Raw genomic sequence first — 19,404 nt, forward strand, 5'->3', positions numbered from 1 at the left:
ATGATCACCGAGGGGGGCGGTGAGGGTGGCGGGATTGCATGATCACCGAGGGGGGCGGTGAGGGTGGCGGGATTGCATGATCACCGAGGGGGGGCGAGGGTGGCCTCCCGGACGGCGAGGGCGTCGCCGTCGGCGACCAGCCGCAGGTCCGCGACTCGACCTGCCGCGCGCAGGTCGGAGGCGGCCCCCTCGAGCAACGCCATGTCACCGGCCGGCCCGGCCACGACCACGCGCTCCACCTCGGTGCGCTGGGACACCTTGGCCTCGGACTTGGCCTTGCGGACGCCGGCCAGCGCCGTCCCGACGACGCCGAGCAGCCGCGGGTCGGCGTCGCCCGCCGCGGCCCGCAGACCGGCCGGGTCCGGCCAGGACGCCCGGTGCACCGAGCCCTGCCGCCACCACGACCAGACCTCCTCGGTCGCGAACGGGATGAACGGCGCCAGCAGGCGCAGCAGGACGTCGAGCGCTCGCGCCAGCGCCGCCCGCGCCGACGCCGCGGCCTGCTCGCCGTGCCCGCCGTACGCGCGGTCCTTGACCAGCTCGACGTAGTCGTCGCAGAACGTCCAGAAGAACGTCTCGGTGACCTGCAGCGCGCGGGTGTGGTCGTAGGCCTCGAACGCCGCGGTGGCCTCCTCGATGACGTCCGCGAGCGCGGCCAGCGTGGCGCGGTCCAGCGGCTCGGTGACCTCGGCGTCGGGGTCGACCGCGCCCATCGACAAGGCGAACTTGCTCACGTTGAGCACCTTGATCGCCAGCCGGCGGCCGATCTTCATCTGGCCTTCCTCGAACGCCGCGTCGGTGCCGAGGCGGGCGCTGGCCGCCCAGTACCGCACGCCGTCCGAGCCGTGCTGCTCCAGCAGGCCCATCGGGGTGACGACGTTCCCCTTGGACTTGCTCATCTTCTTGCGGTCCGGGTCCAGGATCCAGCCGCTGATCGCCGCGTGCCGCCAGGGCAGCGACCCGTGCTCCAGGTGGGCGCGCACGACGGTGGAGAACAACCAGGTGCGGATGATGTCCTGACCCTGCGGCCGCAGGTCCATCGGGAACACCCGCTCGAACAGGTCCGGGTCGCGCTCCCACCCCCCGGCGATCTGCGGCGACAGCGAGGACGTCGCCCAGGTGTCCATGACGTCCGGGTCGGCGGTGAAGCCACCCGGCACGTCGCGCTGGTCCTCGGTGTACCCGCGCGGGACGTCGCTCGTCGGGTCCACCGGCAGGTCCGCCTCGTCCGGGACGAGCGGGTCCTCGTGGACCGGCTGCCCCTCGTCGTCCAGCCGGTACCAGACCGGGATCGGGACGCCGAAGAACCGCTGCCGGCTGATCAGCCAGTCGCCGTTGAGACCGTTCACCCAGTTCTCGTAGCGGACACGCATGAAGTCGGGGTGGAACTGCAGCTCGGCGCCCCGGGCCAGCAGCTCGGCGCGCAGGTCCGCGTCGCGACCGCCGTTGCGGATGTACCACTGCCGGCTGGTGACGATCTCCAGCGGCTTGTCCCCCTTCTCGAAGAAGTTGGCCTTGCGCTGGGTGGGCTGGGGCTCCCCGTCGAGGTCGCCGGACTCCCGCAGGTGGGCGACCATCGCCTCCCGGGCCGAGAACGTCGTGCGCCCGGCGAGGTCGGCGTACGCGGTCGCGGCCGGCTCGTGCGCCAGCCACGGCGGCGTCTCGCGCAGCAGGCGGCCGTCCCGGCCGATCACCGAACGGGTCGGCAGGTCGAGCTCGCGCCACCACTGGACGTCGGTGAGGTCACCGAACGTGCAGCACATCGCGATCCCGGCGCCCTTGTCCGGCTCGGCGGCCGGGTGCGCCAGGACCGGGACCTCGACCCCGAACACCGGTGTCGTCACCGTCGTGCCGAACAGGTGCTGGTAGCGCTCGTCGTCGGGGTGGGCGACCAGGGCGACGCAGGCCGGGATCAGCTCGGGCCGGGTGGTCTCGATGTGGACGACGCCGCCGTCCGGGCGGTGGAAGGCCACCCGGTGGAAGTGGCCGGGGTAGTCCCGGGCCTCGAGCTCTGCCTGGGCCACCGCGGTCTGGAAGGTGACGTCCCACAGGCCCGGCGCCTCGGCGCTGTACGCGTCCCCGCGGGCCAGGTTGCGCAGAAAGGCTCGCTGGGAGGCGGTTCGGGCGACCGTGTCGATGGTCTGGTAGTGCTGGGTCCAGTCCACCGACAGGCCCAGGCGGCGCCACAACGCCCCGAACTGCTTCTCGTCCTCCGCGGTGAGCCGCTCGCACAGCTCGACGAAGTTGCGCCGGCTCACCGGCACCTGGTCGGCGGCCTTGACGCTCGTGGCCTCCCCGGCGTGCGGGGGCGTGAAACCGGGGTCGTACGGCAGCGACGGGTCGCAGCGGACGCCGAAGTAGTTCTGCACCCGCCGCTCGGTCGGCAGGCCGTTGTCGTCCCAGCCCATCGGGTAGAAGACCTCGCGCCCACGCATCCGCTGGTAGCGGGCGATGAGGTCGGTGTGGGTGTAGGAGAACACGTGACCGACGTGCAGGGAGCCGGAGACCGTGGGCGGCGGGGTGTCGATGGAGTAGATCTCCGCACGGCTCCGGCTCCGGTCGAACCGGTAGGTGCCCTGCTCGCGCCACACCGCGTCCCACTTGTGCTCCAGGCCCTCGAGGGACGGCTTGTCCGGGACGTTGGGGGCGCGGTACGTGCTCATGCGGGGAATCTTCCCAGACCAGCCGCCAGGTCCCCGAACCGGTTTCTGCCGGACGCGCGGGACGAGGCGCCCGCTAGTGCCGGTCCAGGATCGACTGCAGGTCCGCCCCGGCAGGAAGCACGCCGTACAGGTGACCGCGGTGCTCGCCGAGCCGGGCGCCGATGAACGTCTCCGCCACCGGGGCCGGGGCGGTGCGCACCAGCAGGGAGGCCTGCAGGGCCAGGGCCAGGTCGGCCACCAGTCGCCGGGCCAACGGCGCCGCCGCGTCGGTGCCACCTTCACGCAGCCTGGCAGTCACCTCGCCCACCAACCGGCGGGTGTCCTTCAGGTGCGCGTCCAGCAGCGGGTGGGCGCCTGCCGCCAGGGAGACCTCGGCGTCGAAGGCGTCGACAGTCTCGGGCTGGCGGACCATCGCGCGCAGGACGTCCAGGGCGATGACGTTGCCCGAGCCTTCCCAGATCGCCATCACGGGCTGCTCCCGGTAGCGGCGGGCCAGCGGGAAGTCTTCGGTGTAGCCGTTGCCACCGAGGCACTCCATCGCCTCGTAGGCGTGCTCCGGGCCGCGTTTGGTCACCCAGTACTTGGCCACCGGCGTGGCCAGTCGCCGGAACGCGACCTCCGCCTCGGAGGCGTCGGCGTCGTGGGCCCGGGCCAGGCGCAGTGCGGTGGCGGTCGCGGCCTCCGACTCCAGGGCCAGGTCGGCGACCACGGCCGTCATGGCCGGCTGGTCCACCAGGTGCGCACCGAATGCCGCACGGTGGCGGACGTGCCACAGCGCCTCGGCGACCGACTGCCGCATGCCGGCGGCTGCGCCGTACACGTTGTCGAGCCGGGTCCGGTCAACCATCTCGATGATGGTGCGCACCCCGTGGCCCTGCTCACCCACCAGCCAGGCCAGGGTGCCGGCGAACTCGACCTCGGCCGAGGCGTTCGACCGGTTGCCCAGCTTGTCCTTGAGTCGCTGGATGAGGAAGGCGTTGCGGGTGCCGTCGGGCAGCACCCGGGGCAGCAGGAAGCAGCTGAGCCCGCCGGGGGCCTGCGCGAGCACGAGGAACGCGTCGGACATCGGCGCCGAGCAGAACCACTTGTGGCCGGTCAGCTGCCACATCTGGTCCCCGACGGGGGTGGCGGCGGTGGTGTTGGCGCGGACGTCGGAGCCGCCCTGCTTCTCCGTCATGGCCATGCCGACCATCGCGGAGGGCTTGTCGGCGTGCAGGGCGGGGTCGTAGTCCCGGCGCAGCAGCCGGGGCACCCACTCGCGCGCCAGGTCGGGGGCCCGCTCGAGGCTGGGGACTGCCGCGTGCGTCATCGACACGGGGCAGGCGTGCCCGGGCTCGACCTGCGCGAACAGCATGAACTGTGCTGCCCGGGCGACGTTGGCGCCCGGCCGTGGCTGTGCCCAGGCGGACGTGTGCGCGCCGGCGGCCACGGCGGCCGCGAGGATCCGGTGGTAGGCGGGGTGGTACTCCACCTCGTCGAGGCGGTGCCCCGACCGGTCGTGGGTGCGCAGCACCGGCGGGTAGGCCTCCGCCAGCTCGCTGTCGTGCTGGACGTCGGCGGAGCCGACGAACCGCCCGGAGGCGTGGAGGTCCTCGAGGGCCCAGTCCGCCCCGTAGCGACGCACACCCTCGACCAGGGGAGTGTTGGTGGCGAACTCGTCGACGTCGACGCGAGGCGGCACCTGGTTGGTGACCTCGTGGGTCGATGTGACCGGGCCGTGGGTCGATGTGACCGGGCTGGTGGAACGGTCAAGAACTGTCATCGCAGGCCTCCAGGTGAGTCGGACGTGCCGGGTCGAGGAACGGGGCGGAGCGGTCCGCGCCGACGGCCCGCAGGCACAGCAGCCGGACCGAGGTCAGCACGTCCTCGATCCCGTGGTCCACGGGGTTCTGGCGCTCGGCCTGGCGCAGTGGCGACAGCGGGCCGATGAGTGCCTCGGCGATGGCACCCACCACGGCCGGTCCGCTCACCTGCGGGTCCTGCGCCGGCAGCTCACCGGTGGCGACCCCGCCGGCGACGATCCGCACCACGGTGTCGGCGTACGCGCGGTGGAACGCCAGCCGCTCGGCGTCGATGAGCGGGCTGACCGGCTCGGCGAGCAGGGCCCACGCGAGCCGCCCGCTACGGACCGCTCGGCCGGCGAAGGTGTCCACCAGGGCGGCCAGGCGGGCAGCGGCGCTGTCGGGAGCCTCGTCGACCGCTTCTCGGACCACCTGCAGCTCGACGGTGGCTGCCTCCCGGAACACCTCGGCGAGCAGCTCGTCGAGCGTGCCGAAGTAGCCGTACAGGGTGCCCGGGCTCACGCCTGCCCTGGTGGTGATCGCCCGGACGCTGGCCGCCCCGAAGCCCTGCTCGCTGACGATGGCTCGGGCGGCGCCGAGCAGGGTCCGCCGGCGCGCGGCGAGCGCGGCGCGCTGTGACGGCGTCTGCCGGTAGGGCACCTCCGGCTCCTTCGCTCGGTCCGCGGGCGGCGCCGACGTCGACGGCGCCCCTTCCCCACAAGCAGTAAACCATGGTTCAATCCTTCGCGTCGATCATGGGAGGTACTGACATGGACCTGACCGCCATGCTGGAGAGCACGGCCCACAAGTTCCCTCGCAAGCCCGCCGTCGTGGCCGGCGAGACGGCCTTGTCCTACGAGGAGCTGCTGGACGCCTCGAAACGGGCCGCCGCCGTGCTGCGGGACGCCGGTGTCGGTCGAGGCGACCGGGTGGGCGTCATGACGTACAACACCCCGGCCTTCGTGGTGGCCGCGTTCGGCATCTGGCGAGCCGGCGCCGTCCTGGTCCCGCTCAACCACAAGTACGCCAGTGCCGAGGTCGCCTACGTGACCAGGCACGCCGGCGTCCGGGTCGCCGTCGTGGACGCCGGGCTGGCCGCCACCGCGCAGGCCGACACGGCGGACACCCGCTGGTTGGTCACCACGGACGACGGCTCCGGGGAGTTCGACACGCTCGTGGCCGCCGCCTCACCGTGGGACGGGGTGGCAGTCGACGACACCGAGATCGCCGAGCTGCTCTACACCTCCGGCACCGTGGCAGAACCCAAGGGCTGCCTGCACTCCCACCGCGGCATCCACTCGGTGGCTGCGTACACCACCGCCACGATGGGGCTGCGCCGTACCGATCGCTTCCTGATCTCGATGCCGATCTGGCACGCCTCACCGCTGAACAACTGGTTCCTGTCGATGATGTTCGTGGGCGGGACGGTGGTCCTGCAGCGCGAGTACCAGCCGCTGGAGTTCCTGCGCACGGTCAGCGAGCGGCGAGTCACCGCGTTCTTCGGCGCCCCCATCGCCTACCTCGCGCCTCTGCAGGCCGCCCCCGCCGCCGGGGTGGACCTCGCGGACTTCGACCTGTCGAGCGTCCGCGCGTGGATCTACGGAGCGGCCCCGCTGGGCGCCGACACGGTGCGGCGACTCCAGCAGGTCTACCGGTCGGACGCCTTCTACCAGGTCTACGGCATGACCGAGATGGGCCCGGTGGGCACGGCGCTGTATCCGGAGGACCAGGTGACCAAGGCCGGGTCGGTGGGAGCCGGCGGGATGCCAGGGGTCGACGTGCGGGTGATGGGCCCGGACGGCGCACTTGTGGCGCCCGGCCAGCCCGGGGAGGTGTGGATCCGTTCCGACACCCGGATGGTCGGCTACCTCGACGACCCCGACGCGACCGCGGCCTGCTTCGAGGGCCCCTGGTACAAGACCGGCGACCTTGCCGTCGTGGACGAGGACGGCTACCTGTTCATCGTCGACCGGCTCAAGGACATCATCATCACCGGCGGCGAGAACGTGTTCTCCCCGGAGGTGGAGGAAGCCCTCCTGCAGCACCCGCACGTGCGTGACGCGGCCGTCGTCGGGCGTCCGCACCCCGAGTGGGGCGAGACCGTCGTCGCGTTCCTCGTCACGGACGGCACCCCGGTGGACGTCGAGGAGCTGCGGGAGTTCCTGGCCCCGCGGCTGGCCCGCTACAAGATCCCCCGGGAGGTCGTCGTCCGCGACGCCCTGCCCCGCAACCCGTCTGGCAAGATCACCAAGCACGTCCTGCGCCGGGACCTGCAGCCGTCGGGGTGACGCCCAGCGGGTGGATCGACACGTCACGGAGGGGATCATGAGGGACGACGTCCTGCGGGCCGTGGTCACCGGTGCCAGCTCCGGCATCGGGGCGGCGACCGTGCGCCAGCTGACGGCGCTGGGCTGGGACGTGCTGGCCGTCGCCCGCCGGGAGGACCGGCTCGCCGAGCTGGCCCGGCAGACCGGCTGCGAGTACCGCGTCGTCGACGTCACCGACCCCGCGGACGTCGAGCGTCTCGGCGTCGAGGCGTCCGCGCGCGGCCCCGTGCACGCGCTCGTCAACAACGCCGGCGGAGCGGTCGGCGCGGAGCCGGTCGCCGACGCCGACCCGCGGGACTGGCAGGCGATGTTCGAGCTGAACGTGCTCGGCACGCTGCGGGCCACCCAGGCGCTGCTGCCCGCCCTGCGTTCCTCGGGACGCGGCGACGTGGTGGTGATGTCGTCTACCGCGGGGTTCGTCGCCTACGAGGGCGGCGGCGGGTACGTGGCGGCCAAGCACGCCGAGCACGCGATGGCCGCCACGCTGCGCCTCGAGCTCGCCGGCGAGCCGGTGCGGGTGATCGAGATCGCCCCCGGGATGGTCCGCACCGAGGAGTTCTCGGTGAAGCGGTACCGCGGCGACGCGGAGCGCGCGGCCACCGTGTACGCCGGCGTCCGGGAGCCGCTCACCGCCGACGACGTCGCCGACTGCGTCGTGTGGACGCTGACGCGCCCGCACCACGTCAACGTCGACCTGCTCGTCGTCCGGCCCCGGGCCCAGGCCGCCCAGCACAAGGTGGTCCGGGACCAGTGAGCGCACGGCGGTGGACGCGGCCCCTAGACTGGGCGCACAGGCACTGACCCGGCCATCACCGGTGAGCCTCCGGAAGAACAGGGCACGTCCCGTGACGGGCCCCCAGTAGAACCGGACGGGTACGGCCCGTGACAGCCGTCGAACGAGCGGCCGGGCACGCCCCGGCAAGCGAGGTGGTACCGCGGTGCCGCCGGGACCGGCCCGGTGACGTCGTCCTCGCACCATGATCGGCACGAACTGCAAGATCACGGTGAGGGCAGAGATGACGTACCCGAAGGCCACCCACGGCGACCCGACCGACGGCGTGCCCGCCACCCCCCGGTTCCCGGAGATCGAGCGGCGGGTGCTCGACTACTGGGCCGCCGACGGCACGTTCGAGGCCTCCGTCGAGGCCCGGCCCGCCGGGGAGAACGGCAGCAACGAGTTCGTCTTCTACGACGGCCCGCCGTTCGCCAACGGCCTGCCGCACTACGGCCACCTGCTGACCGGCTACGTCAAGGACGTCGTCCCCCGCTTCCAGACGATGCGCGGGCGCCGGGTGGAGCGACGCTTCGGCTGGGACTGCCACGGCCTGCCCGCCGAGGTGGAGGCCGAGAAGCAGCTCGGGATCGCGAGCAAGGACCAGATCGAGCAGATGGGTGTGGCCGAGTTCAACGCGGCCTGCCGGACGTCGGTGCTGCGGTACACCGACGAGTGGGAGGACTACGTCACCCGCCAGGCGCGCTGGGTCGACTTCGACAACGACTACAAGACCCTCGACCTCGACTACATGGAGTCGGTCATGTGGGCCTTCAAGTCGCTGTACGACAAGGGTCTGATCTACGAGGGCTACCGGGTGCTCTGGTACTGCACCCGGTGCGAGACGCCGCTGTCCAACACCGAGACCCGGATGGACGACGTCTACCGGACGCGGCAGGACCCCGCGGTCACCGTCGGCTACCGGTTGGAGACCGGCGAGCTGGCGCTGATCTGGACGACGACGCCGTGGACGCTGCCCAGCAACCTCGCCATGGCGGTGCACCCCGACCTGGAGTACGTCGTCGTGGAGAGCGGCGGGGAGCGGTACGTCCTCGCGGCCGAGCGTGTCGCGCACTACGCCCGGGAGCTCGCCGGCCCGGACGGCGAGGAGCCGCGGGTGGTGCAGCGCCTTCGGGGCACCGACCTGCTCGGACGCCGTTACACCCCACCGATGTCGTACTTCCTCGGCCGGCAGAACGCCCACCAGGTCCTGGCCGCCGACTACGTCACCACCGACGAGGGCACCGGCATCGTGCACATCGCGCCGGCCTTCGGCGAGGAGGACAAGGTCGTCACCGACGCCGCCGGGATCGAGGCGGTCGTCCCGGTCGACGCCCAGGGCCGGTTCACCGCCGAGGTCCCCGACTACGCCGGCCGGCACGTCCTGGAGGCCAACGCCGACATCATCCGGGACCTCAAGACCGGTGGCGGGGCGGTCACCGAGGGCACCGTGCTGCTCCGGCACGAGACCTACGACCACCCGTACCCGCACTGCTGGCGCTGCGACACCCCGCTCATCCAGCGTGCGGTGTCCTCGTGGTTCGTCAAGGTCACCGCGTTCCGGGACCGCATGGTGGAGCTCAACGAGCAGATCACCTGGGTGCCCGAGCACGTCCGTGACGGCTCGTTCGGCAAGTGGCTGCAGAACGCCCGGGACTGGTCGATCAGCCGGAACCGCTACTGGGGCAGCCCCATCCCGGTGTGGGTCAGTGACGACCCCGCCTACCCGCGGGTCGACGTCTACGGCTCCCTGGAGCAGCTGGAGCGGGACTTCGGCGTCCGGGTCACCGACCTGCACCGGCCCGCGGTGGACGAGCTGACCCGCCCCAACCCTGACGACCCGACCGGCCGCTCGACGATGCGCCGCGTGCCGGAGGTGCTCGACTGCTGGTTCGAGTCCGGGTCGATGCCGTTCGCCCAGGTGCACTACCCGTTCGAGAACGCCGACTGGTTCGAGCATCACTACCCCGGCGACTTCATCGTCGAGTACATCGGCCAGACCCGCGGCTGGTTCTACACGATGCACGTGCTGGCCACCGCGCTGTTCGACCGGCCGGCGTTCCGCACCTGCGTCGCCCACGGCATCCTGCTCGGCGACGACGGCCGCAAGATGAGCAAGTCCCTGCGCAACTACCCCGACGTCAACGAGGTCTTCGACCGGGACGGCGCGGACGCGATGCGCTGGTTCCTCATGTCCTCCCCGGTGCTGCGCGGCGGCAACCTCGTGGTGACCGAGCAGGCGATCCGCGACGGCGTCCGCCAGGTGATGATCCCGTTGTGGAACGCCTGGTACTTCTTCTCCCTGTACGCCAACGCGGCTGCCGGCGGGGCGGGGTACGAGGCGCGGTGGCGCACCGACTCCGGGCACGTCCTGGACCGGTACCTGCTCGCCAAGACCCGTGATCTCGCGCAGACCGTCGGCGACCAGCTCGAGGGCCACGACATCGCCGCGGCCTGCGAGTCGGTCCGCGGGCACCTCGACGTCCTGACGAACTGGTACATCCGCCGCTCGCGGGACCGGTTCTGGCAGGAGGACGCTGACGCCTTCGACACCCTCTACACCGCCCTGGAGGTGCTGACCCGGGTGGCGGCGCCGCTGCTGCCGCTCACCACCGAGGAGATCTGGCGCGGCCTCACCGGTGGGCGCAGCGTCCACCTCACCGACTGGCCGAACCCCGAGGAGCTGCCCGCCGACGACGACCTGCTCGCCGCGATGGACGACGTGCGCGCCGTCTGCTCCACGGCCCTCGGGCTGCGCAAGAGCAGCGGGCTGCGGGTGCGCCAGCCGCTGCCCGGGCTCACCGTGGTCAGCCCGCGGGCGAAGGTCCTCACCGGTTTCCGGGACCTGGTCGCCGACGAGGTGAACGTCAAGGACGTCCGGCTCGTCGACCTCGCCGCCGCCCACGAGGAGGACTTCGGGATCCGGCACCGGCTGGTCGTCAACGCCCGGGCCGCCGGGCCGCGGCTCGGCAAGGACGTCCAGGTCGCCATCCGCGCCGCCCGCGCCGGGGACTGGAGCACCGACGAGGACGGCGTCGTCGCCGGCGGCGTCCGCCTGCTCGAGGGCGAGTACGAGGTTCAGACCGTGGTCGAGGACGACGCCGGCGGGGCCTCGCGCGCCACCGGCACCCTGCCGGGGGAGGGGTTCGTCGTCCTGGACACCACCGTGAGCCCCGAGCTGGCCGCCGAGGGCGTGGCCCGGGACGTCGTGCGCGCCGTCCAGCAGGCCCGTCGGGACGCCGGGCTGGCGATCGGTGACCGGATCCGGCTCACCGTCGCCGCGGAGCCTGCCGTGTGGGAAGCGCTGGTGGCTCACCAGGACCTCGTGGTCGGGGAGACCCTCGCCGAGTCCTTCGGTGCGGCCGGCGACCTCGACGCACTGCCGGCCGAGGACGGCGTGACGCAGACGACCGTCGGCGACGGCCTGGCCGTACGGATCCGGGTGGAGCGGTCGTGAGTGACGAGCAGAGCCCCGAGGGCCGGCTGCGGCAGGTGTTCGCCGAGCTCGTCGCCCGCACCCCCGAGGACCGGATGCAGCCGCGGCTGGACCCGGTCCGCGAGTGCCTCGCCCTGCTCGGCGACCCGCACCTGGCCTACCCGGTGATCCACGTCGCCGGCACCAACGGCAAGTCCTCCACCACCCGGATGATCGACCGGCTGCTGCGCGAGCACCACCTGCGGGTCGGCCGGTTCACCAGCCCGCACCTGGTCAGCGTGACCGAGCGGATCAGCATCGACGGCGAGCCGGTCACCCCCGAGCGGTTCGCCGAGGTGCACGAGGACGTCGCCCCGTACGTCGCCATGGTGGACGGCCGGCTGCGGGCGGCCGGGCAGCCGGCCCTGACCTACTTCGAGGTGCTCGCGGTGATGGCCTTCGCCGCGTTCGCCGACGCCCCGGTGGACGTCGCCGTCGTCGAGGTGGGCCTGGGTGGGACCTGGGACGCCACGAACGTCGTCCAGCCGCAGGTCGCGGTCATCACCCCCATCTCCCTGGACCACACCGAGGTCCTCGGGGACTCCCTGGAGGAGATCGCCGCCGAGAAGGCCGGCGTGGTCAAGCCGGGTGCGCTCGTCGTCCTGGCGCGACAGCCGGACGCCGCTCGCGACGTCGTTCTCGAGCGGTGCCGCCAGCTCGGCGTCCGGGTGGCCCGGGAGGGGGTCGAGCTCGGTGTCGCCGAGCGGACCCTGGCCGTCGGCGGCCAGCTGCTCACCCTGGCCGGGACCGCCGGGCACTACGAGGAGGTGCTGCTGCCGCTGCACGGCGAGCACCAGGCCCGCAACGCCGCGCTCGCCGTCGCCGCCGTCGAGGCGTTCCTCGGGGGAGGGCAGACCGCCCTGGAGGCGGACGTCGTGCGCGCCGCGCTCGGCGACGTGGACTCCCCGGGGCGCCTGGAGGTGCTGCGGCCCAGCCCGACGATCCTGGTCGACGCCGCGCACAACCCGGCCGGGACGGCGGCCCTCGTCGCCGCGATCGAGGAGGAGTTCGCGTTCAGCCACCTCGTCGGCGTCGTCGGGGTGCTCGCCGACAAGGACGCCGGGACGATGCTCGAGCTGCTCGAGCCGGTGCTCGACGAGATCGTCGTCAGCCGGTCGCTGTCCCCGCGCGCGGTGCCGGTGGAGGAGCTCGCGGTGCTCGCCGAGGAGATCTTCGGCGAGGACCGGGTGCACACCGCCGAGGCGCTGGACGACGCCCTGCAGCTGGCCGTGAACCTCGCCGAGGCCGGCGCGGCGGACGGTCTGGGTGCCGGCGTCCTGGTCACCGGTTCGGTGACCGTCGTGGGGGAGGCCCGGGCCCTGCTGGTGCGGGAGCGGCGGTGGTGACGCTCGTGCCCCCGCCGACCCGGACGGTGTCCCGGCTGGCGGCGACCTGCCTGGCCCTGGAGTCCCTGCTCGTCCTCTTCGGCGTCCTGGCCGCGATCGGGCTGCTCGACGTCCCGGACGCGACGGTGTGGACGGCCGGCGGCGTCCTGGCCGGGGCGTGCCTGCTCGGCGCGGGGCTGGTCCGGACCCGGGCCGGGCTGTGGTTCGGCACCGGGCTGCAGGTCGTCCTCGTCGCCACCGGGTTCTGGGTACCGGCGATGTTCTTCCTTGGGGCGGTGTTCGCCGGCCTGTGGGTGTGGTTCCTGTGGCTCGGGCACCGCGTCGACACCGAGGCCGCCGCCCGGGACGCCGCCCCACCCGTCGATCGGTAGGGTCACCCCGCCAGTAGCCCCCGCTAGTCGCCCCCGCCTATCGTCCACGCCCGCGGTCAAGGAGCACCTCATGAGCGAGCCGACCACCGAGCGCAGCCTCGTCCTCGTCAAGCCCGACGGGGTCCGTCGCGGGCTGACCGGCGAGGTGCTGCGCCGGGTGGAGGCCAAGGGGTACTCCCTCGTCGCACTGCGGGTCGTGCGCGCCGACCACGACCTGCTGTCCCGGCACTACGCCGAGCACGAGGGCAAGCCGTTCTACGAGCCGCTGCTGGAGTTCATGTCCTCCGGCCCGGTCGTCGCCGCGGTCATCGAGGGGCAGCGCTGCATCGAGGGGTTCCGCTCCCTGGCCGGCGCCACCGACCCCACGCTGGCCGCGCCCGGCACCATCCGCGGCGACCTCGGCCGGGACTGGGGCGTCGCCGTCCAGCAGAACCTCGTGCACGGCAGCGACTCCCCGCAGTCCGCCGTCCGTGAGATCGCCATCTGGTTCCCCGACCTCGTCTAGGCACCTCGACCACAGACTCGACCACAGAAACAGCTCGACCACAGAACAGCTCGACCACAGAACAGAATGCTGCGTCCGGCACGGCTTTGCCGGCGTGTCGCGCCACCAACCCAGCATTCTGTGAGGCGGACCGGTGACGTCGGGCCCGGCGGCGCAGGCGGCGCGCGGGTTACCCTGGTGCCTTCCCCTGATGAACTGGCCCCTGCGGAGGCGTTGCCACCATGCTCCAGCCCACCAGGACCCACCGCTGCGGCGACTCCGTCTTCGACCGGCTCGAACCGCTGCTGCCCAAGGTCGGCAAGCCGATCCAGTACGTCGGCGGTGAGCTGAACGCCACCGTCAAGGCGTGGGACTGCGGCGGCGAGAGCACCGTGCGGTGGGCGCTGATGTACCCGGACGCCTACGAAGTCGGCGTGCCCAACCAGGGCGTGATGATCCTCTACGAGGTGCTGAACGAGCGTCCGGACGCCCTGGCCGAGCGGACCTACTCGGTGTGGCCGGACATGGAGGCCCTCATGCGCGAGCACGGGGTGCCGCAGTTCACCGTCGACGCCCACCGCCCGGTCGGCGACTTCGACGTCCTCGGCGTGTCGTTCGCCACCGAGCTCGGCTACACCAACCTCCTGACCGCGCTGGACCTCGCCGGCATCCCCCTCGAGGCCCGCGACCGCACCGACGACCACCCGCTCGTGCTCGCCGGCGGGCACGCGGCGTTCAACCCCGAGCCGGTGGCCGACTTCCTCGACGCCGCGATCATCGGGGACGGCGAGGAGGCCGTGCTCGCCGTCACCGACGTCATCCGGGACTTCAAGGACGAGGGCCGCCCGGGTGGCCGCGAGGAGCTGCTGCTGCGCCTGGCCCGGAGCGGCGGGGTCTACGTGCCGCAGTTCTACGACGTGCACTACCTGCCCGACGGGCGGATCCAGCGCGTGACGCCGAACCGGCCCGGGGTCCCGTGGCGGGTCGCCAAGCACACCGTCATGGACCTCGACGAGTGGCCCTACCCCAAGCAGCCGCTCGTCCCGCTCGCGGAGAGCGTGCACGAGCGGATGAGCGTCGAGATCTTCCGCGGCTGCACCCGCGGCTGCCGGTTCTGCCAGGCCGGCATGATCACCCGTCCGGTGCGGGAGCGCTCCATCGAGGGGATCGGCCAGATGGTCGAGCAGGGGCTGGCGGCCACCGGTTTCGAGGAGGTCGGTCTGCTGTCGCTGTCCAGCGCCGACCACTCCGAGATCGCCGACCTCACCAAGCAGCTCGCGGACCGCTACGAGGAGTCCAAGGTCGGGCTCAGCCTGCCCAGCACCCGGGTCGACGCGTTCAACATCGACCTGGCCAACGAGCTGAGCCGCAACGGTCGGCGCTCCGGCCTGACCTTCGCCCCGGAGGGTGGCAGCGAGCGCATCCGCAAGGTGATCAACAAGATGGTCACCGAGGAGGACCTGATCCGGACGGTCGCCACGGCGTACGCCAACGGCTGGCGGCAGGTGAAGCTCTACTTCATGTGCGGTCTGCCCACCGAGACCGACGAGGACGTCCTGCAGATCGCCGAGCTCGCCAAGCGGGTCATCGCCACCGGGCGGGAGGTCTCCGGCCGCAGCGACATCCGCTGCACGGTGAGCATCGGCGGCTTCGTGCCCAAGCCGCACACCCCGTTCCAGTGGGCCGCCCAGCTCGACCACGAGACCACGGACGCGCGGCTGGCGAAGTTGCGGGACGCGATCCGCGCCGACCGCCGGTACGGCAAGGCCATCGGCTTCCGGTACCACGACGGCAAGCCGGGCATCGTCGAGGGCCTGTTGTCCCGCGGCGACCGGCGGGTCGGGCGCGTCGTCCGCGCGGTGTGGGAGGACGGCGGCCGGTTCGACGGCTGGAGCGAGCACTTCTCCTTCGACCGGTGGATGCGGTGCGCCGAGCGGGCGCTGGCCGACGAGCCGGTGGACGTCGACTGGTACACGACCCGGGAGCGGGACGTCGACGAGGTGCTCCCGTGGGACCACCTGGACTCCGGCCTGGACAAGGACTGGCTGTGGGAGGACTGGCAGGACTCGCTGTCCGGTGTCGAGGTGGAGGACTGCCGCTGGACGCCGTGCTTCGACTGCGGCGTCTGCCCGCAGATGGACACCGAGATCCAGATCGGCCCCACCGGACGCACCCTGCTGCCGCTGACGGTCAGCAAGCGCACCGACGTGCGCGAACCCGCCTGAACGCCCTCCTGACCGTTGCCCGGTCGGCACAGAATGCTGGGTTCGTCACGCCGTGGACGGCGTGTTGCGCCACGAACCCAGCATTCTGTGCTCTGCTGACTGATCTGCGGGCGGTGCTACTCGATGCGCGCGATCGGGCTCCCCTGCGTGACGGCCGCCTCCTCCTCGACCAGACGCCGGACGACGCCCGCCACGGGGGCGGGGACCTCGGCAGCCACCTTGTCGACCTGCACCTCGGCCAGCAGCTCGTCGGCCTCCACGTGCTGGCCGTCGTCGACGAACCAGGTGGACAGCACCCCCTCGGCGTCCGGCGTCTCCTTGGACAGCTGCGGGAACAGGACGTCCGTCATGCGGCCACCGCGCGGCGGATCGCGGCCTCGATGCGGTCGTGCCGGGGCAGCACGGCGTACTCCAGCGGCCGGGCGTACGGGATCGGGACGTCGGGGACCGCCACCCGCTGCACCGGCACCCGCAGCAGGCCCGGGTCGTGGTCGGTCACCGTCGCGACCACCTCACCGGACACGCCGAAGGACTGGTAGTCCTCGTCGACGACCACGAGTCGCCCGGTCTTGGCCACCGAGGTGAGGATGGCCTCCCGGTCCAGTGGGACCAGGCTGCGCAGGTCGAGCACCTCGACGTCGATGCCCTCGGCGCTCAGCGTCTCGGCGACGTCCAGCGAGTGGTGCACCGACAGCGACAGGGTGACGACGGTGACGTCGCTGCCCTCGCGGGCCACCCGGGCCTTGCCGATCGGCACCTCGTAGTCGCCGTCGGGGACGTCGTCGGTCGCGCGCGGGTTCTTCGCCATCCACGGCAGCCCCATCACGCCCTTGTGGAACATGTACACAACGGGGTTGTCGTCCCGGATCGCGGCGGTCATCAGCCCCTTCGCGTCGGCCGGCGTGCTGGGCACGACGACCTTCATCCCCGGCAGGTGCGCGAACGTGCCCCACAGGCACTGCGAGTGCTGGGCGCCGTCGGAGTAGCCGCCGCCGACCGCGGTCGTCAGCACCATCGGCACCTTCACGACCCCGCCGGACTCGTAGTGGATCTTGGCCATGTGGTTGTAGATCTGGTCCAGGCACACGCCGAGGAAGTCGGCGAACATCAGCTCGACGATGGGGCGCATCCCTTCCACCGCCGCGCCGATACCCAGGCCGATGAAGGCGGTCTCCGAGATCGGCGTGTCGATGATCCGGTCCGGTCCGAACCGGTCGAGCAGGCCGGTCGTGGAGCTGAAGATGCCGCCGTAGGAGCCGACGTCCTCGCCGAGGTAGACCACCTCGGGGTTGCGCTCCATCTCCTGGGCGATGGCCTCGACCATCGCCTTGGACGTCGTCAGCCGCCGCTTGGCGCGTGGCGCCGGGACGGTGGGGGTGTCGGTGACGGTCATCGGGTGCCTCCTGCGGACGGTGCGTCGGTGAAGACGTAGGCGGTCGCGGCCGCCGGGTCGGGGAGCGGGCTCTCCTTGGCGAAGCGAATCGCGTCCTCGACCCGCTCGCTCGCGGAAGCCTTGATGCGCTCGACGGCGGCGTCGTCCAGCAGACCGGCGTCGCGCAGCCGCCGTTCGTAGCGCGGGATGGGGTCGTGCGTCGGGGCGTCGGCCAGGTCCTGCCGGTAGCCCTGGGCGTCACCTTCGAAGTGGCCCCACAGCCGCAGCGTGTGGACCTCGATGAGCGAGGGCCCCTCGCCGGCCCGCGCCCGGGCGACCGCACGCCCGACCGCTGCGTAGACGCCCTCGACGTCGTTGTCCTCGACGCGCTCACCGGGGATGCCGTAGGCGGCGGCCCGCAGGGCGTTCGAGCCGACGGCCGTGGACGCCGTGCGCGGCACGGAGATGCCCCAGTCGTTGTCCTCGACGACGAACACGACGGGCAGGCTCCACAGCGCCGCGAGGTTCAGCGACTCGTGGAAGGCGCCCTGGTTGGCAGCGCCCTCGCCGGTGACCGCGGCGGCGACGCGGTCGGTGCCGCGGCGCCGGAACGCGAACGCCTGCCCGAGCGCGGGCGGGTAGCCCTCCGCGATGATGCCGGAGCAGGAGAAGTGGGTGCTGGGGTCGAACAGGTGCATGTGCCCGCCCCGGCCCCGGCCCAGGCCGGTCTCCCGGCCGAAGATCTCGGCGGTCATCCGCCGCAGGTCGACCCCGTGGGCGATGGCCAGGTGGTGCGGCCGGTGCGTCGCCGTGATCGCGTCGTCCCGGGTGAGGTGGGCGCACAGGCCGGCCGCCACCGGCTCCTGGCCGGCGGACAGGTGCATCTCACCGGGGACGAGCCCCTTGCCGATGTCGAAGCCGGGCCCCTTGTCGGCGTGGTACTCCCGCAGGATGGCTTCCTCGTAGGTCCGGCTCAGCACCATCGTCTCGTACAGGCTGACGCGGGTCTGGGCGTCGATGCGTGGCGCAGACCCGGCCTGTGCCGGGACGGACGCCGACGCTGACTGTGTTGTCATGGGTCCTCCAACGGCTCGCGGTTGCGTGTCTCGCAGCCTGCGCCGGTGGGGGTCGTCGGGCAACGGTGAGAAGTTCAGATGGTGATAGACGCGCCGGTCACTGGCCGTCGGGCCCGGCGTAGGCGATGAGCCGGGCGGCCCGCCGCAGGGCCTGGCGGCGGTCGATCACGCGCCGCAGGCTGGTCGCGGGCACGGACACGGCCACCGCCGCCGAGAACGTGGTCGAGGGCACCGGGACGGCGACGCAGGCGGTACCGACGGCGTACTCCTCCCGGTCCATGGCGTACTCGGACAGCGACCTCAGCTCGTGCAGCAGCACCCGCCGGTCGGTGACCGTGTGGCGGGTGAGGTCGGCCAGCTCGTGGGTCTCGACGTACTCGCGGCGGGTCTGCTCCGGCAGCGTGGACAGCACCGCCTTGCCCAGGGCGGTCGCGTGCGCGGCGTCGTGGAAGCCCACCCACAGGTCCGTGCGCGGCGCCTCGGGGGAGTCCACGACGTCCACGAGCCGGATCTCGCCGTCGTCCAGCACCGACAGGTACGCCGCGGCGTGCAGCTCGTCGTGCAGGTGCTGGAGCACCTGGTGGGAGCGGGACACCTGCACGACGCTGGGGGTGGCGCGGCCCGCGAGCGCGTCGGCGCGGTCACCGAGCACGTATCCGGCCTCGGTGCGCCGCAGGTACCCCTCGTGCACCAGGGTGCGCAGCAGGTGGTAGGCCGTCGGCAGCGGGACGCCGGTCTGCCGGGCCAGCGACTTGGCCGGCACCGGGCGCGCTGCACTCCCCACCGCGTCGAGCAGCGACAGGGCACGGCTGACCGAGCGGATCAGGGTGGGCTGGGTGGACATCGTTGACCCTCCAGAAGATCACCCTAGGTGGGCCGGGCGACGGTGACAACGACTTGGCCGTACCTGTCGACCTAGGGTGTCCGCCGTGGACCAGCTTCCCCAGCGCCCGACCTACCTCGTCGTGGACGGCGAGAACATCGACGCCACCCTCGGCATGAGCGTGCTGGGACGTCGCCCCCAGCCTGAGGAGCGGCCGCGGTGGGACCGGGTCCGCGAGTTCGCCGCCGCGGTGTGGGACCAGCCGGTCACCGCCCTGTTCTTCCTCAACGCCAGCTCCGGGCAGATGCCGATGGCGTTCGTTCAGGCGCTCATCGCGCTGGGGTACCGACCCATCCCGCTGGCCGGGTCGGTTTCCGAGAAGGTCGTCGACATCGGGATCCAGCGGACTCTGGCGGCGATCGCCGACCGGGACGGCGACGTCCTGCTGGCCAGCCACGACGGGGACTTCGTCGACCAGGTGAGCGCACTGCTCACCCCCGGGCGCCGGGTCGGCCTGCTGGGCTTCCGCGAGTTCGTCAGCTCGAGCTTCACCGAGCTGGCCGGACGCGGCCTGCAGACCTACGACCTCGAGGACGAGGTCGGCTGCTTCACCGCCCCGCTGCCACGAGTGCGGATCATCCCGCTGGAGACCTTCGACCCGGTCCGCTTCCTGTGACCGCGACCCGCTG

At 72.4% G+C, this 19,404-nt stretch carries 15 protein-coding genes; 8 read left to right on the forward strand and 7 right to left on the reverse strand.

The window, feature by feature from the left end; genetic code table 11:
• Positions 1-80: 80 nt before the first annotated feature.
• The 3 genes from valS to ACFP6A_RS10860 form a co-directional block, all read right to left on the reverse strand.
• Positions 81-2,663 (reverse strand): valine--tRNA ligase, encoded by a 2,583-nt coding sequence (gene valS / locus ACFP6A_RS10850; protein ID WP_379603542.1) that lies wholly within the window; start codon positions 2,661-2,663, stop codon positions 81-83.
• Between the two features lie 73 nt (positions 2,664-2,736).
• Positions 2,737-4,425 carry an acyl-CoA dehydrogenase family protein gene (locus ACFP6A_RS10855; protein WP_379603543.1) on the reverse strand — a complete coding sequence of 563 codons (1,689 nt, stop codon included), beginning with the start codon at positions 4,423-4,425 and terminating at the stop codon, positions 2,737-2,739.
• Positions 4,412-5,104 carry a TetR/AcrR family transcriptional regulator gene (locus ACFP6A_RS10860; protein ID WP_379603544.1) on the reverse strand — a complete coding sequence of 231 codons (693 nt, stop codon included), beginning with the start codon at positions 5,102-5,104 and terminating at the stop codon, positions 4,412-4,414. Before ACFP6A_RS10860 ends, ACFP6A_RS10855 begins: the two co-directional genes overlap by 14 nt.
• 110 nt (positions 5,105-5,214) lie before the next feature.
• Between ACFP6A_RS10860 and ACFP6A_RS10865 the strand changes: the two genes are divergently transcribed.
• The 7 genes from ACFP6A_RS10865 (at position 5,215) to ACFP6A_RS10895 (ending at position 15,444) form a co-directional block, all read left to right on the forward strand.
• Entirely contained in the window at positions 5,215-6,732 is a 1,518-nt protein-coding gene (locus ACFP6A_RS10865) for a class I adenylate-forming enzyme family protein (protein ID WP_379603545.1), read from the forward strand.
• 37 nt (positions 6,733-6,769) lie between these two features.
• The gene (locus ACFP6A_RS10870; protein WP_379603546.1) at positions 6,770-7,525 is read left to right on the forward strand and encodes an SDR family oxidoreductase; all 756 of its coding nucleotides are present in this window, start codon (positions 6,770-6,772) and stop codon (positions 7,523-7,525) included.
• 262 nt (positions 7,526-7,787) lie between these two features.
• Entirely contained in the window at positions 7,788-11,000 is a 3,213-nt protein-coding gene (ileS, locus tag ACFP6A_RS10875) for an isoleucine--tRNA ligase (RefSeq protein WP_379603547.1), read from the forward strand.
• The gene (locus ACFP6A_RS10880) at positions 10,997-12,364 is read left to right on the forward strand and encodes a bifunctional folylpolyglutamate synthase/dihydrofolate synthase (RefSeq protein WP_379603548.1); all 1,368 of its coding nucleotides are present in this window, start codon (positions 10,997-10,999) and stop codon (positions 12,362-12,364) included. The genes ileS and ACFP6A_RS10880 overlap by 4 nt, the downstream gene beginning before the upstream one ends.
• Before the next feature lie 5 nt (positions 12,365-12,369).
• Positions 12,370-12,735, forward strand: coding sequence for a DUF4233 domain-containing protein (locus ACFP6A_RS10885; RefSeq protein WP_379603549.1), 366 nt, complete (start codon positions 12,370-12,372; stop codon positions 12,733-12,735).
• A 70-nt stretch (positions 12,736-12,805) separates the two neighbouring features.
• Positions 12,806-13,240 (forward strand): nucleoside-diphosphate kinase, encoded by a 435-nt coding sequence (gene ndk, locus ACFP6A_RS10890; RefSeq protein WP_379603550.1) that lies wholly within the window; start codon positions 12,806-12,808, stop codon positions 13,238-13,240.
• Between the two features lie 221 nt (positions 13,241-13,461).
• Positions 13,462-15,444 carry a TIGR03960 family B12-binding radical SAM protein gene (locus ACFP6A_RS10895; protein WP_379603551.1) on the forward strand — a complete coding sequence of 661 codons (1,983 nt, stop codon included), beginning with the start codon at positions 13,462-13,464 and terminating at the stop codon, positions 15,442-15,444.
• Between the two features lie 116 nt (positions 15,445-15,560).
• Here ACFP6A_RS10895 and ACFP6A_RS10900 read toward each other — a convergent pair whose 3' ends face one another.
• From ACFP6A_RS10900 to ACFP6A_RS10915, 4 genes are all read right to left on the reverse strand, one after another.
• Complete coding sequence (locus ACFP6A_RS10900; protein WP_379603552.1) at positions 15,561-15,794, reverse strand: lipoyl domain-containing protein; 234 nt, start codon at positions 15,792-15,794, stop codon at positions 15,561-15,563.
• Positions 15,791-16,837 carry an alpha-ketoacid dehydrogenase subunit beta gene (locus tag ACFP6A_RS10905; RefSeq protein ID WP_379603553.1) on the reverse strand — a complete coding sequence of 349 codons (1,047 nt, stop codon included), beginning with the start codon at positions 16,835-16,837 and terminating at the stop codon, positions 15,791-15,793. The genes ACFP6A_RS10900 and ACFP6A_RS10905 overlap by 4 nt, the downstream gene beginning before the upstream one ends.
• Entirely contained in the window at positions 16,834-17,892 is a 1,059-nt protein-coding gene (locus ACFP6A_RS10910; protein WP_379603554.1) for a thiamine pyrophosphate-dependent dehydrogenase E1 component subunit alpha, read from the reverse strand. Before ACFP6A_RS10910 ends, ACFP6A_RS10905 begins: the two co-directional genes overlap by 4 nt.
• 97 nt (positions 17,893-17,989) lie before the next feature.
• On the reverse strand, positions 17,990-18,736 hold the full coding sequence (locus tag ACFP6A_RS10915; RefSeq protein ID WP_379603555.1) for an IclR family transcriptional regulator: 747 nt from the start codon (positions 18,734-18,736) through the stop codon (positions 17,990-17,992).
• Positions 18,737-18,821: 85 nt separating this feature from the next.
• Here ACFP6A_RS10915 and ACFP6A_RS10920 point away from each other — a divergent pair, with 85 nt between their 5' ends.
• Positions 18,822-19,391 carry an NYN domain-containing protein gene (locus ACFP6A_RS10920; protein WP_379603556.1) on the forward strand — a complete coding sequence of 190 codons (570 nt, stop codon included), beginning with the start codon at positions 18,822-18,824 and terminating at the stop codon, positions 19,389-19,391.
• Positions 19,392-19,404 lie beyond the last annotated feature (13 nt).

Origin of the sequence: Quadrisphaera sp. GCM10027208, assembly GCF_042658805.1 — a bacterium.
Classification (GTDB): domain Bacteria; phylum Actinomycetota; class Actinomycetes; order Actinomycetales; family SCSIO-59966; genus SCSIO-59966.

Bases quoted from the DNA above. Each gene is read 5' to 3' on its own strand.
- valS (WP_379603542.1), bottom strand. From the start codon at position 2,663: ATGAGCACGTACCGCGCCCCCAACGTCCCGGACAAGCCGTCCCTCGAG.
- ACFP6A_RS10855 (WP_379603543.1), bottom strand. From the start codon at position 4,425: ATGACAGTTCTTGACCGTTCCACCAGCCCGGTCACATCGACCCACGGC.
- ACFP6A_RS10865 (WP_379603545.1), top strand. From the start codon at position 5,215: ATGGACCTGACCGCCATGCTGGAGAGCACGGCCCACAAGTTCCCTCGC.
- ACFP6A_RS10870 (WP_379603546.1), top strand. From the start codon at position 6,770: ATGAGGGACGACGTCCTGCGGGCCGTGGTCACCGGTGCCAGCTCCGGC.
- ileS (WP_379603547.1), top strand. From the start codon at position 7,788: ATGACGTACCCGAAGGCCACCCACGGCGACCCGACCGACGGCGTGCCC.
- ndk (WP_379603550.1), top strand. From the start codon at position 12,806: ATGAGCGAGCCGACCACCGAGCGCAGCCTCGTCCTCGTCAAGCCCGAC.
- ACFP6A_RS10895 (WP_379603551.1), top strand. From the start codon at position 13,462: ATGCTCCAGCCCACCAGGACCCACCGCTGCGGCGACTCCGTCTTCGAC.
- ACFP6A_RS10900 (WP_379603552.1), bottom strand. From the start codon at position 15,794: ATGACGGACGTCCTGTTCCCGCAGCTGTCCAAGGAGACGCCGGACGCC.
- ACFP6A_RS10905 (WP_379603553.1), bottom strand. From the start codon at position 16,837: ATGACCGTCACCGACACCCCCACCGTCCCGGCGCCACGCGCCAAGCGG.
- ACFP6A_RS10910 (WP_379603554.1), bottom strand. From the start codon at position 17,892: ATGACAACACAGTCAGCGTCGGCGTCCGTCCCGGCACAGGCCGGGTCT.
- ACFP6A_RS10915 (WP_379603555.1), bottom strand. From the start codon at position 18,736: ATGTCCACCCAGCCCACCCTGATCCGCTCGGTCAGCCGTGCCCTGTCG.